The sequence below is a fragment of the Pseudomonas sp. BT76 TE3572 genome (assembly GCF_050435365.1).
GTDB lineage: Bacteria > Pseudomonadota > Gammaproteobacteria > Pseudomonadales > Pseudomonadaceae > Aquipseudomonas > Aquipseudomonas fluorescens_W.
The window spans coordinates 2,926,047-2,938,116 of record NZ_JBNDKE010000001.1; the positions used below are offsets into that span (position 1 = coordinate 2,926,047).

At 59.1% G+C, this 12,070-nt stretch carries 12 protein-coding genes and 1 pseudogene; 4 read left to right on the forward strand and 9 right to left on the reverse strand.

The window, feature by feature from the left end; all coding sequences use genetic code 11:
• Nucleotides 1-53: 53 nt before the first annotated feature.
• Both ABH912_RS13465 and ABH912_RS13470 read right to left on the reverse strand, forming a co-directional pair.
• A complete protein-coding gene (locus ABH912_RS13465) occupies nt 54-1,406 on the reverse strand; it encodes a GntP family permease (RefSeq protein WP_033056787.1) in 1,353 nt (450 codons plus the stop codon).
• 82 nt (nt 1,407-1,488) lie between these two features.
• Complete coding sequence (locus tag ABH912_RS13470; protein ID WP_033056788.1) at nt 1,489-2,022, reverse strand: gluconokinase; 534 nt, start codon at nt 2,020-2,022, stop codon at nt 1,489-1,491.
• A gap of 215 nt (nt 2,023-2,237) precedes the next feature.
• On the opposite strand from ABH912_RS13470, the gene ABH912_RS13475 reads away from it, so the two are divergent.
• The 3 genes from ABH912_RS13475 to ABH912_RS13485 all read left to right on the forward strand — a co-directional run bounded on the left by ABH912_RS13475 (nt 2,238) and on the right by ABH912_RS13485 (nt 4,995).
• A complete protein-coding gene (locus tag ABH912_RS13475) occupies nt 2,238-3,269 on the forward strand; it encodes a LacI family DNA-binding transcriptional regulator (protein ID WP_429510886.1) in 1,032 nt (343 codons plus the stop codon).
• Nucleotides 3,270-3,581: 312 nt separating this feature from the next.
• Nucleotides 3,582-4,214, forward strand: coding sequence for a glutathione S-transferase family protein (locus ABH912_RS13480; protein WP_033056791.1), 633 nt, complete (start codon nt 3,582-3,584; stop codon nt 4,212-4,214).
• Nucleotides 4,215-4,254: 40 nt separating this feature from the next.
• Nucleotides 4,255-4,995 carry an NAD-dependent epimerase/dehydratase family protein gene (locus ABH912_RS13485; protein WP_033056792.1) on the forward strand — a complete coding sequence of 247 codons (741 nt, stop codon included), beginning with the start codon at nt 4,255-4,257 and terminating at the stop codon, nt 4,993-4,995.
• 118 nt (nt 4,996-5,113) lie between these two features.
• On the opposite strand, the gene ABH912_RS13490 is transcribed toward ABH912_RS13485, so the two are convergent.
• The 3 genes and pseudogenes from ABH912_RS13490 to ABH912_RS13500 form a co-directional block, all read right to left on the reverse strand.
• On the reverse strand, nt 5,114-5,653 hold the full coding sequence (locus ABH912_RS13490) for a methyl-accepting chemotaxis protein (RefSeq protein WP_429513105.1): 540 nt from the start codon (nt 5,651-5,653) through the stop codon (nt 5,114-5,116).
• Nucleotides 5,654-5,656: 3 nt separating this feature from the next.
• Nucleotides 5,657-6,439, reverse strand: a pseudogene (locus ABH912_RS13495) (PAS domain-containing protein); the annotation flags it as partial.
• A gap of 408 nt (nt 6,440-6,847) precedes the next feature.
• Entirely contained in the window at nt 6,848-7,720 is an 873-nt protein-coding gene (locus tag ABH912_RS13500; protein WP_429510887.1) for a LysR family transcriptional regulator, read from the reverse strand.
• Nucleotides 7,721-7,819: 99 nt separating this feature from the next.
• Here ABH912_RS13500 and gstA point away from each other — a divergent pair, with 99 nt between their 5' ends.
• On the forward strand, nt 7,820-8,422 hold the full coding sequence (gene gstA, locus ABH912_RS13505) for a glutathione transferase GstA (RefSeq protein ID WP_429510888.1): 603 nt from the start codon (nt 7,820-7,822) through the stop codon (nt 8,420-8,422).
• A gap of 31 nt (nt 8,423-8,453) precedes the next feature.
• Here the strand turns inward: gstA and ABH912_RS13510 are convergent, their stop codons facing one another.
• The 4 genes from ABH912_RS13510 to ABH912_RS13525 all read right to left on the reverse strand — a co-directional run bounded on the left by ABH912_RS13510 (nt 8,454) and on the right by ABH912_RS13525 (nt 11,969).
• Complete coding sequence (locus ABH912_RS13510; RefSeq protein ID WP_429510889.1) at nt 8,454-9,467, reverse strand: ABC transporter substrate-binding protein; 1,014 nt, start codon at nt 9,465-9,467, stop codon at nt 8,454-8,456.
• Entirely contained in the window at nt 9,464-10,006 is a 543-nt protein-coding gene (locus tag ABH912_RS13515) for a sigma-70 family RNA polymerase sigma factor (RefSeq protein ID WP_429510890.1), read from the reverse strand. Before ABH912_RS13515 ends, ABH912_RS13510 begins: the two co-directional genes overlap by 4 nt.
• A gap of 221 nt (nt 10,007-10,227) precedes the next feature.
• The gene (locus ABH912_RS13520) at nt 10,228-11,019 is read right to left on the reverse strand and encodes a phosphate/phosphite/phosphonate ABC transporter substrate-binding protein (RefSeq protein WP_429510891.1); all 792 of its coding nucleotides are present in this window, start codon (nt 11,017-11,019) and stop codon (nt 10,228-10,230) included.
• A gap of 8 nt (nt 11,020-11,027) precedes the next feature.
• Nucleotides 11,028-11,969, reverse strand: a complete 942-nt coding sequence (locus ABH912_RS13525; RefSeq protein ID WP_033056799.1) for a fatty acid desaturase — start codon at nt 11,967-11,969, stop codon at nt 11,028-11,030.
• Nucleotides 11,970-12,070: the final 101 nt, after the last annotated feature.

Here is a 12,070-nt window from a genome sequence, read left to right on the forward strand (position 1 = left end):
ATCACCCACAAAAAAACCGCATCGCTGCGGTTTTTTTGTGTTTGGCGTTTGTGTCAGACAAACAGCGACAACAGCAGGATGAAGCCCAGGCCCACCACGGACAGGATGGTTTCCATCGCGGTCCAGGTCTTGAAGGTTTCCGCCACGGTCATGTTGAAGTACTGCTTCACCAGCCAGAAACCCGCGTCATTGACGTGCGACAGGATCAACGAACCAGCACCGGTCGCCAGTACCAGCAGCTCACGGTTCACACCTGGAATCATCCCCACCACCGGCACCACAATGCCCGCGCCAGTAATGGTCGCCACCGTTGCAGAACCCGTGGCGATACGGATCACCGCTGCCACCAGCCACGCCAGCAGGATCGGCGAGATCTGTGCGTTCACCGCCATGTGGCCGATCACGTCACCCACGCCGCTGGTCACCAGCATCTGCTTGAAGCCACCACCGGCACCGATGATCAGAATGATCGCGGCGGTCGGCGCAAGGCTCGCGTCGAGCAACTTGAGGATCTTGTTCGAGCCCATGCCCTGACGGTGGCCGAAGGTGTACAGCGACAGCAGCAACGCCAGCAGCAGCGCCGAAATCGGGTGACCGATCAGGTCCATGAAGGTGCGGAAGAAATTGCCGTCCGGCAGCACCACGTCAGCAAAAGTCTTGAGCAACATCAGGAACACCGGCAACAGCACGGTGATCAGGGTGATGCTGAAGCTCGGCAGTTCAGCCGCATCTGGCTCGCGCGCCAATTGATCGACCAGTTCCTGGTTGGGATGACCCGGAATGTACTTGGCGATGAACGTGCCGTAGATCGGGCCGGCGATGATGGCCGTCGGCAGCGCAACGATCAGGCCGTAGAGAATGGTTTTACCGATGTCGGCACCGAACACGCCGATGGCCAGCAGCGGACCCGGGTGCGGCGGAACCAGACCGTGCACCGCGGACAGACCGGCCAGCAGCGGGATACCGATCTTGATGATCGACACGCCGGTACGCCGGGCCACGATGAACACCAGCGGGATCAACAGCACGAAGCCGATTTCGAAGAACAGCGGAATGCCGACCAGGAACGCGGCAAACATCATCGCCCATTGCACCTTGTCCTTGCCGAACGCGCGAATCAGGGTTTGGGCAATCTGATCCGCCCCACCCGACTCGGCCATCATTTTGCCGAGCATGGTGCCCAGCGCGAGGATGATCCCGACGAAACCAAGCACCCCACCGAAGCCGTCCTGGAACGCCTTGATGATGGTGCCGATCGGCATGCCGGAAGTCAGCCCGAGAAAAGCGGCGGCGATGATCAGAGCAATGAACGGGTGAAGCTTGAACTTGGTGATCAGGACGATAAGCCCGATCACCGTAACCACTGCATCGAGCAGCAGGAACGTCTCGTGGGACATGCCAAACATTAGGGGTGTCTCCTGGTTGTTGTTGTTATTAAAGCGGGTAATTCGCAAGCCAACAGGACAGCGCTATCTCTTCTGGCAAAACTCATACGGCGTGTTTCAGGCCATGAGCCTGCCACCAGTCATGAGCTTGCTTCGCCAATTGGTCGACGCTGTGAGTCGAAGCGTCCAGAGCCAGGGTCAGGGGCTCGCCAACGGGCGATTCAAGGGTGGCGAACTGGCTGTCGATCAAGGTTGACGGCATGAAGTGGCCCGGCCGATGGGAGACACGATCGGCGGCAACTTCAGGGGTCAGTTCAAGGAACACGAAGCCCAGGCCCGGCAAGGCGCTGCGCAGACGTTCACGGTAAATGTGTTTGAGGGCCGAGCAGGTCAGCACCGGGCGTTCGCCCTTGGCGTCGATGCGGCGCAATTCATCGCACAGGCTGTCGAGCCAGCCGGCACGGTCGTCGTCGTTCAGGGGGATCCCCGCGCTCATCTTTTCGATATTGGCGGCAGGGTGGAAAGTGTCGCCTTCAATGGCGGTCGCGCCGCTGAGTTGGCACAAGGCCTCGCTGACGCAAGTCTTGCCGCAACCGGCAACGCCCATGATGACCAGGGCGGTGATGGGATGATTCATGTAACACCTCAGCGCGCAGACAGCGCTACCTTTGCCGGTTATGACACTAGAACAAAGGTAGAAGTTGCCGACGCCTTCTTGTCATTTTTGTGGGTTGCAGCATGTTCGTTCCCAACGCCAAAAAACGGGGATCAGGCAAACCCCGCTCACGCATTTGCAGCTGCGTCGAGACAGCGCTACCTTAGTGCCTCGAATTTTGTTTGGCAAGCCGTCCGATGATCTCCCCTAAAAACGATAAAAATACGCGCACCACTGGCCGCCCCACTTTGAACGAAGTCGCACGCCTGGCCGGTGTCAGCCCGATCACCGCCTCTCGCGCCCTGCGCGGGGTCAGCACGGTGGCCACCGAACTGGTGGAAAAAGTCCAGAAAGCCGCCCTCGACCTTAACTACGTGGTCAACCCCGCCGCCCGCGCGTTAGCCTCGGCCCAGAGCCATTCGGTGGTGGTTTTGGTGCCGTCGCTGTCCAACTTATTGTTCATCGACACGCTAGAAGCCATTCATCAGGTTTTGCGACCAAAGGGCTTCGAAGTGCTGATCGGCAACTTCCATTACTCACGTGATGAAGAAGAAAACCTGCTGCGCAACTACATGGCCTATCAGCCTCGCGGATTGCTGCTGACCGGTTTCGACCGCACCGAAAGTTCGCGACGGATGATCGAAGCCAGCAACATTCCCTGCGTGTACATGATGGAACTGGACAGCGCCGCCGGCCTGAATTGCGTGGGTTTTTCGCAACTCGCGGCTGGCGAAACAGCGGCCGGGCATTTGCTGTCGCGCGGTCGTAAACGCTTGGCCTACATCGGCGCGCAACTCGATCAACGCACGTTGCTGCGCGGCGAAGGGTTCCGCAAAGCCCTGCAAAAGGCCGGTTTGTATGACCCGGATCTGGAAGTGCTGACCCCGCGCTCTTCCTCCGTCGGTCTCGGTGGTGAACTGTTCCTGCAACTGCTCGCCAGTCATCCCGATGTCGATGCGATCTTCTTCGGCAACGACGACCTGGCCCAGGGCGCACTGCTCGAAGCCCTGCGCTGCGGGATCAAGATCCCCGAGCAAGTGGCGATCCTCGGCTTCAACGACCTGCCGGCCTCGGCCCACATGGTGCCGCGTCTGAGCAGCATCAGCACCCCGCGAGAAGCCATCGGCCGGCGCGCAGCGGAGCAGATGTTGACGTTGATGGCTGGCAACACGGTCGCCAAACCGGTGCAGGACATGGGGTTTGAGCTGAAAGTGCGCGAGAGTACGTAGCCGGCAAGAACTTTTGTGGCGAGGGAGCTTGCTCCCGCTGGGTTGCGAAGCAGCCCCAAAATCTGCAAACGCGCCTTTCAGGTAAACCGCACTCGACGGGTTACGACTGCTGCGCCCGGGCGCGGATCGGCCGGCGGGAGCAAGCTCCCTCGCCACAGGTCAGCGTTTACTCCATCACATATCCGCACCGTCAAGCGGTGCATCGTCCACGACGTTGGTTTTCAACTAACCTTGATTGTGTTCCTCATCCTGTTTGATCTGCCGGAAACGCTGCTAAATTCCGAAGCCTCGATCCGCTAACGGAGTAGCTCAATGGAACATGCACTGAAGATTCTGGGTAAAGCCTCGTCCATCAACGTCAGAAAAGTCCTGTGGACCTGTGAGGAACTGGGTGTTGCCTACGAACGTGAAGACTGGGGCGGCGGTTATGCGTCGACCCACACGCCGGAGTTTCTCAGGCTCAACCCCAACGCACTGGTGCCCGTGATCATCGATGAGGCCGGCGTGCTGTGGGAGTCCAACACCATCTGCCGCTATCTGGCCGGTAAACACCACAACACCGATCTGCTACCCCACGAACCGGCGGCCCGCGCTCGGGTGGAACAGTGGATGGATTGGCAAGCGACTGAACTCAATGCCTCCTGGAGCTATGCGTTCACGGCATTGGTACGCAAAGATCCGGAGTTCCAGGACGCGCATCACATTGCCGCCGGTGTACACGGCTGGAATCAGAAAATGGGCATCCTCGAGCATCAGCTCGCGGCCACCAAAGCGTATGTCGCCGGGCCTCACTTCACGCTGGCGGACATCGTCATCGGGCTGTCGATCAACCGCTGGCTGATGACACCGATGGAACGCCCCGACTACCCGGCCATCGACGAGTATTTCCAACGATTGGCACAACGCCCGGGATTCCTGAAACATGGCTGCAACGGCCTGCCATAACACCAAACCCGCAACGCTCCTACCCTGAAAAGAGAGACTCATGAACGGACTCAACGTACTGCTGACCGGTGCCTGCGGCAGAATCGGCAAAACTTTTTTCGAAGCCTCAAAAGACCGCTACACCTTCGTCCTGACGGATCGCGTCGAGCCCGACTTTGTGGTCGATGCGCCTCACCGTTTCGTCAGCCTGGACCTGTCCAGCCCCGCGGCCATGGGCGAAGTATTGAAAGGGATCGACGTCATCGTGCACCTGGCCGGCATTCCTCACGCCACTGCCACTTTCAATGAGCTGCTGCCCAATAACATTCTGGCCACCACTTACCTGTTCGAAGCTGCGGCAACGGCTGGCTGCAAACGACTGGTGTTCGCCAGCAGTGCGCAAACCATCGAAGGCTATCCGGTGGACCGGCAGATCACCCCGGGCATGCAGGTCATGCCGGCCAATCTGTATGGCGTCAGCAAGTGTTACGGCGAAGCGTTGTGTGCGTTCTATGCTGCCAAACGCAACCTCTCGACTATCGCGATACGGATCGGCGCTTTCGAATTCCCGGACCGTCATGAACTGACCAATGCCCGAGACCTGAGCGCCTGGCTGAGCCCGCGCGATGCGGTGCAGTTGCTGCAACGTTCGGTGGAGGTCGAAGGCGTGCAACACCTGATCGCCCACGGCATTTCCAACAACCGCTTCAAGCGTCTGGACCTCAGCGAAACCATGCGGGTGTTGGGTTACCGGCCGGTGGATGATGCGTTTCAGACGTTCGATATCCCGATTGCGCCATAACCCCTCCGATCAGGGCACCTTCGCCTAGGCGACGTTTCTCGGGTTGTTCCTTGGCGCGAGCGAACCTGCAATCAATAAAAGAGGGTCCCTTCGAGGGACCCTTTTCAATGTGCCGCTATCAACTTATCTGCAACGTCGAATTAAACTGACTGATCGCATCCACCACATGCCGCGACCCTTGTTGAATCTCCAGAATCACGGCTCCCGCCTCATTCGCCAGTTCCACCCCAAGCCCGGTTCGACTCAAACTGGACTGCATGCTCGACACCGCACTCAATGACAAATCGTGGTTCTTGCGCACCACTTCAACGATCTCCACCGTTGCCTGGCTCGTTCGTGCCGCAAGGCTGCGAACTTCATCGGCGACTACCGCGAACCCGCGCCCGTGTTCCCCGGCCCGGGCCGCTTCGATCGCGGCGTTGAGCGCCAACAGGTTGGTCTGATCGGCAATTCCACGAATGGTCTGAACGATGGTGCCGATGATGTCGGACTGTTTGCTGACGGCATCAATGCTCAGCGCCGCTTCGTTCAAGTTTTTGGAAATGTCCTGGATGATCTGCACCGTTTGCTGCACCACCTCAGAACCCTTCTGCGCACAGGCGTCGTTTTGAACCGAGGTGCTGTGGGCCGACTCTGCGGCGGTTTGCAGGGTGGTCACTTGATCGGTGATGTCGCTGGCGAACTTGACCACTTTGTACAACCGCCCCTTGGTGTCGAACAGCGGGTTGTAGGAAGCCTCCAGAAAAACCGTATGACCGTGCTTATCTTTGCGCTCGAAACGGCGCGATTGATATTCGCCGCGATTGAGCGAGGCCCAGAACGCTTTGTAGGCCTGAGATTCAGCTTCAGCACGATGACAAAACAGGCTGTGGTGCTGGCCAACCACTTCGTTGAGCGAGTAATGCATCGTCTTCAAGAAGTTGTCGTTGGCCGTGATGACTTTGCCATCCGGGGTGAATTCGATCACGGCCATGGAACGACTGATCGCCGCGAGCACGCTCTCGTTTTCGTGTTCCTTGTAGGTCCTGGCTGAGATGTCAGTGGCGACTTTGATCACACTCCGGACCTGACGATCGGCGCCGAACACCGGCATATAGCTGGCTTCGAGCCAGATCTCCTTGCCGCTCCTGTTCAAGCGTAAAAAGGTCCCGCTCACCGGTTCGCCGCGGGCCAGGTCACGCCACAACTTGGCGTAGGCTTCGCTTCGATAAAACGCTTCTTCGCAGAATATCCGGTGATGTTTACCGCGTACTTCTTCGGCGCTATATCCCATGACATTGCAAAAGTTGTCGTTGGCATCGAGCACGATCCCTTCGGGGGTGAACTCAATCATCGCCATCGAGCGGCTGACCGCGGCCAACTTCGCGTTAGCCTCGGTCAGCGCGCAATTGAATCGTTCGATTTCCAGCAAGTCAGACTTGTGACGTCGGTTAAACATAGTCATATCACCTTCAGCGCGGTCTTTTGTTTGATGAAAGTTCTTTGGTCTTTCAACAGCTCCAGCACTACGTTCCAAGGAACAGGCACACGCATCCCTCCACAGGAAGGACTGGGTCAGGTGATCAATGATGTTTAATCGGAGAGTCCATGCTGCAACGCTCTTATCAAGACATCCTTCTCTTGATAGCCCGGAATCGGGCCAGCCCTAACGTTCTGATAAGACATTCCATTGACCGGACAGCTCCATGTTGTTCAGCGTCGGCGCCTTGGGTTGCGCGCACTTCTAACGTGTATGACGGCCTTCACATGGCAGACATAGTTAGTTACGAGTCAGCATAGACAGGCGAGGAAGGTACGCAAGGCCACTAGTCGGCCAGTATCGAGGACAAAATCGGTTCAGCATCGGTATGCGTCATTTCTCAGCGAGCATGCCCATTAACGCCTGCACTGCTGCCGAAGGTGGCTTATTCGCAGCGGCCACCAATGCAAACTCTCGATCGATGCGCGGTTTGACCGGCACCACACGCAGCCCCTGAAGTTGGCCCGGCAGTGTCATCTCCGGCACCAGCGTCACGCCGATGTTTTCCCGCACCAGAGTGAACGCACTGCTCCATTCACGGACCTCGACCCGCACATCAAGCAGTTGCAGCCCGGCATCCTCTGCCAGGCTGCGAGCGTTGGTCGAACAACCGCCTGTGGCCAGTACAAAAGGTTGTTCCGCCAACTCCGCCAGGGAGACGCCTTCTTCATTCGAACGGCGAGCCAAGGGATGGCCGCCGGGCACCACCGCCATCCAGGCATCACGTCCCAGGCGACCGGCATTGCGCTCCGGTGCCGGGTTCAACACCACGCCGACATCCACCAACCCGGCGCCGAGCAGCGTTTCCACTTCATCGTCGCTGACCTCCAGCGCGACCACCTGAATGCCGGGATAAAGCCGGTTGAACTGACGCAGCAGCGGCGGCAGGAAAGTCGCCAACACCATGGGGAAACTGGCCAGGCGAATCGTCCCGCGCTGAATGTCTTTGGTGGAATCGACAGTACTGCGAATGGTTTCCAGAGCACCGAGCATGGTTCTCGCGTGTTCGATCACAGACAGGCCGATTGCCGTCGGCAAGGTCTGGCGATTCTCTCGACTGAACAGTTGAACGCCCAGGGTTTCTTCAATCAACGCCAAGGCCTGGCTGGCACCGGACTGCGTCATGCCGACCCGCTCGGCAGCCCGCGTAATGTTGCCCGTGTCAGCCACGGCCACCACCATTCGCCAGTGCATCAGATTCATCATGGCAGTAGCTTTCCTTATGGCGGCTTTCTGAAAGATTAATTTTACCGAGGGTGCCGCGCACTATGACACTGGCGCAAATCCCCAACCAGAGCCCTGCCGATGAAGTTGTATTACGCCCCACACGCCTGCTCGCTGGCGCCACATATCGTGCTGCGCGAACTCGATCTGCCGTTCGAATTGATCCGCGTCGACAACACCACCAAGCGAACCGCCAACGGCGACGACTTTCTCGCCATCAACCCAAAGGGCTACGTCGCGGCACTGCAATTGGATAATGGCCAAGTACTGACCGAAGGTCCGGCGATCCTGCAATACCTGGCTGACCTGCGCCCCGAAGCGTACCTGGCCCCCGTGAGCGGGACGTTCGAGCGGGTGCGGTTGCAGGAGTGGCTGAATTTCGTTTCGACGGAGATTCATGGCGGGCTGGGTTGGCTGTTCAGTTCGCAGTTCCCGGATGAGGTCAAAGCGCTGATCAAGGAGAAACTGTTCAAGCGGTTTGCGGTGTTATGTCAGACGCTGGAGCGCCAGGATTATTTGATGGCTGACGGGTTCAGCATTGCCGATGCGTATTTGTTTACGGTGTTGCGCTGGGCGCACCTGTTTGCCATCGATTTGGATGAGTGGCCGGCGTTGGCGCAGTTTCAGGCGCGGGTTGATCAGCGGCCCGCCGTGAAGGCTGCATTGGCCGCTGAGTCGGAGTAAGGCTTTAGATCCCTTCGAGAGCGCCACCGAACTACAAACTTGCACTCACTTTGGTGGCCACTTCACCGGGCACCCAGCCCTTCCACACCTGCGGCTGATCACGCAAAAACGTTTCGGCCACCTGACGCGGTTGCAGGCGCTTTTCGCTCATCTGGCCGAGCGTCTGGTTCAGCAGATCGATCGGCAGATCGACCTTTTCGAAGAACGCCACCAGGTCCGGGTACTGCGCCTTGAATGGCGCGGACACGCCGATCGCCAGGCTTGCCGGCATCGACCGCGTGCCTTTCGGATTCGGGTTGTTGGCGTCGGCCAGAGTTTTCCAGGCGTCGGCATCGAAAGCCGGCTCGTCGAGTTTCACCAGTTTGAACCGCCCCAACAGCGGCGTCGGCGACCAATAGTAGAACAGCACCGGTTTGCCACGACGGATCGACGAAGCCACCTCGGCATCCAGTGCAGCGCCAGAACCCGTGCGGAAGTTGACGAAGCTGCCGGTCAGGTCATAGGCCTTGAGCTTCTGACTGTTGACGATCTCCGAGGTCCAGCCGGTCGGGCTGTTGAGGAAGCGTCCTCGGCTCGGGTCTTCCGGGTCGCGGAACACATCTTTGTAACGTGCCAGATCAGCGACGGATTTCAACTCCGGGGCCAAGGGTTTGATGCCGCGTTCGGGATCGCCCTTGATCACGTATTCCGGCACCCACCATCCTTCGGTGGCGCCTTTGACCGTGTCGCCCAGCCCAAACACTTTGCCTTCCGAGGCGGCTTTGACCCACGCCGGACTGCGCCCAGCCCACTCTTCACCGATCACTTGAATATCGTTCTTGGCCAACGCCGCTTCGAGGCTGACGGTGCTGCCCGGCAGGGTATCGGTCGGGTAGCCGTAACCTTTCTCGACTATCAATCGCAGGATTTCGGTGATGAGGCTACCGCTTTCCCAGGTGATGTCGCCGAAGTGGATCGGCGCGGTTTTCTCCGCGGCCGGTACGTGGGTTGCCACAAGGCTCAGGGCCAGCAGCGAACTGCCGAGCAGGGTTTTGATCGATCTCATGCGGACCTCCGGGTCAGGGAATTCAAGGATTGGTTGGCGCTGTGCCGGGCGCACAGGGCTTGGGTACGCGTCATGTAAACGCTGACCGAACGCTGGGAAATGCCCAGTTCGGCGGCGATTTGCGGGTAGGTCAGACCGTCGATTCGCGACAACAGGAACGTTGCCCGCACCTTGCCCGGCAAGCGCTCAAGCGTACGGTCGAGGCCATGCAACGCCTGGGTCAGTTGCACCCGTTCTTCTGGTGAGATCGCTTGCTGCTGATCGAGGTGTTGCCACTGATCGAGGTGTTGGCGTTCCAGATCACGGCGGCGCCAGAGCTGATAAATCAGCCGCTGGGCAATGGTGGTGAGCAAGGCGCGAGGCTCGCGGATCGGGGTCAGTCCCGGCGACTCGAGCAGCTGTAAAAAGGTTTCGGCAGCGATGTCTTCGACGCTGGAACTGGCGCCCAGATGCCGGCGCAACCGTGTGCACAGCCAGGGGTAATGCGCGCGGAACAAGCCGCCCACGTCGTTGCGATGGGAAAGGTCGGTGCCGGACATAGAGGCTCCAAAGGTTAGGGGTCGCTGAATGTCCGGTGATCCGGTGACGCGATCCTAGCAAGGAGCCTTATTCATTAATAATACTTAAAAAGCATTTTTATATTCCATTGGAGAATTAAACATCAAATAAACGCAGCCTCGTTTCACTCGACAGCTGCTACAGATGCACACCGACTTTCTGTAGCAGCTGTCGAGTGCAACGAGGCTGCGATCTTCCCCCCCTACCGCAATCGCCCATACCCCAACGCCTCAGCCTCCTGCTGATAGTCGAGCACAATCCGATAGTCGCTTTCGCCGGCCGGCAATACCTCTCGCAGCCCGAGTGTTTCACTGACGTCGGGCAACTCCTGCAACGACGTGTTCATCACCTGCCGCAGCGCCTCGACCTGTTCATCGGTGACGGTCGCGGCGGTGATGAACGGCAAGGTCGGACTGAACGCACTTCGCGCAATCACCCGCAGACCAGCCACTTCTTCTTCGGCGTGCCGCGCCAGATAGGCGAAGGTGACGCTGTCGATGGCCGCCAGGTCCGCCCTCTCTTCACGCAACCAACGCAAGCTTTCGCGGTGGCTGCCGCTGATACCGACACTGGCGAAGAACTGCCCGTCTTGATGCAGCGGCGCCAGTCGGTGGCGCAACAGGTTCATGCCGCTGTTGGAGTCTTCGCCATTGATCACCCCACGGCTGTCGCGAAAGGCCGGCAAGCTGCGCCGTGGATCATCGGCGCGACTCAGCAACAGGCTGCAATGGTTGCCGCCGTTGGCGTCCGGCAGTTCATAACGAGGACGACCGATGACCCGGACCCGACCGCGCAACGCGGTCATCAGCGGATAGCCGCAGGTTTGGGTCAGCAGCAGATCCGGCGAGAGCCAGAGTTCGGGCAGCGACAGGCCTTCGGCACTCAAACGGTCATGGCCCAGGTGATCGAGTATGCGCGAGAGCCAGCGCTCGTTGGCCTCGCGGATCACCTCGGGGGCGACGTACATCAAAAGTTCTGCATAGGCTGAAGTCATTGGATTTCTCAACTGAACGGATGCCGAGGGCTGTCGATGGCCTTCACCCCGTACCGGCGCCACAACTGACCATAACCCTGCACCAGAAACCCGCCGCTGCGCGCCAGCCACTGCTCGCGACGCGCGTGGTAGGCGCGGGGCAAGTCGTACCAGGGCAACCCTGGCAAGTCGTGATGCACCAAATGCAGATTGAGGTTGAGGAACAGCCAGCGCCACGGCCAGGCGGCTTCATTGATAACCGTCCTTTGCTCGGGCTCGGCGTGGGGACGGTGTTCATAGTAGGAGCGAATCATCGCAATCGATAGCGCCGGCACGCTAATCAGCAACAGGTAATGCCACACCGGCAGCACGCTGTAACGGGCGACAAACAGCAACATCAGCAGGGTCAGCGTGCCGTGGCTCAACCACATCAACCAGGCCTGCCGCTCACCTGCTTTCAGACGTTGCAGCTCTTCCCGGGCCAGCGCCAGCAAGGCCAGCGGTGCACCGAGGACGAAGCGGCCGAGCACGGTTTTGTTCAGCCAGTGCAGGCCTTGTTCAAACAGTGAACTGCCCTGCCACTGCTCGGCGCTCAGATAACGACTTTCCGGATCGCGCCCCGGAAGGGTCAGGTCTTCGTCGCGGTGATGCAGCAAATGGCTGTCGCGATACAGGGTGTAGGGATACCAGACGGCGAACGGCGCGTAGCCGAGGACCTTGTTCAGCGATGTCCAGCGGGTGGGATGACCGTGCAGCAATTCGTGCTGCACCGATAACCAGAGCACCACCAGTGGAATCAACAACACCGTGCTCCACCCGAGCCCCAGCCGATGGCTTCCTAAAACAATGCTGAACCAACCAGCGTACACGCCGACCAGCAACAGCCAGGTCGGCCACTCGGTACGAGCGGTCAAGCGTTGGCGCAGGGTGTCGATTTCTTCACGGTGGGCGGTATCGAAGTAATGGGGCATGGCGTTGCTCAGATCGGGGACCAGTCCTTCTCTGTGCAATGACGCTGATGAATCTTGCAGATTATTTCGTAAGTGTTTGACCATTCGTCTGAACTGTCATT

What these genes read in the sequence shown, in the direction of transcription:
- ABH912_RS13520 (WP_429510891.1), bottom strand. Translation starts at nt 11,019, where the DNA reads ATGACTTCAGCCTATGCAGAACTTTTGATGTACGTCGCCCCCGAGGTG.
- ABH912_RS13525 (WP_033056799.1), bottom strand. Translation starts at nt 11,969, where the DNA reads ATGCCCCATTACTTCGATACCGCCCACCGTGAAGAAATCGACACCCTG.
- ABH912_RS13480 (WP_033056791.1), top strand. Translation starts at nt 3,582, where the DNA reads ATGGAACATGCACTGAAGATTCTGGGTAAAGCCTCGTCCATCAACGTC.
- ABH912_RS13465 (WP_033056787.1), bottom strand. Translation starts at nt 1,406, where the DNA reads ATGTTTGGCATGTCCCACGAGACGTTCCTGCTGCTCGATGCAGTGGTT.
- gstA (WP_429510888.1), top strand. Translation starts at nt 7,820, where the DNA reads ATGAAGTTGTATTACGCCCCACACGCCTGCTCGCTGGCGCCACATATC.
- ABH912_RS13510 (WP_429510889.1), bottom strand. Translation starts at nt 9,467, where the DNA reads ATGAGATCGATCAAAACCCTGCTCGGCAGTTCGCTGCTGGCCCTGAGC.
- ABH912_RS13470 (WP_033056788.1), bottom strand. Translation starts at nt 2,022, where the DNA reads ATGAATCATCCCATCACCGCCCTGGTCATCATGGGCGTTGCCGGTTGC.
- ABH912_RS13500 (WP_429510887.1), bottom strand. Translation starts at nt 7,720, where the DNA reads ATGATGAATCTGATGCACTGGCGAATGGTGGTGGCCGTGGCTGACACG.
- ABH912_RS13515 (WP_429510890.1), bottom strand. Translation starts at nt 10,006, where the DNA reads ATGTCCGGCACCGACCTTTCCCATCGCAACGACGTGGGCGGCTTGTTC.
- ABH912_RS13485 (WP_033056792.1), top strand. Translation starts at nt 4,255, where the DNA reads ATGAACGGACTCAACGTACTGCTGACCGGTGCCTGCGGCAGAATCGGC.
- ABH912_RS13475 (WP_429510886.1), top strand. Translation starts at nt 2,238, where the DNA reads ATGATCTCCCCTAAAAACGATAAAAATACGCGCACCACTGGCCGCCCC.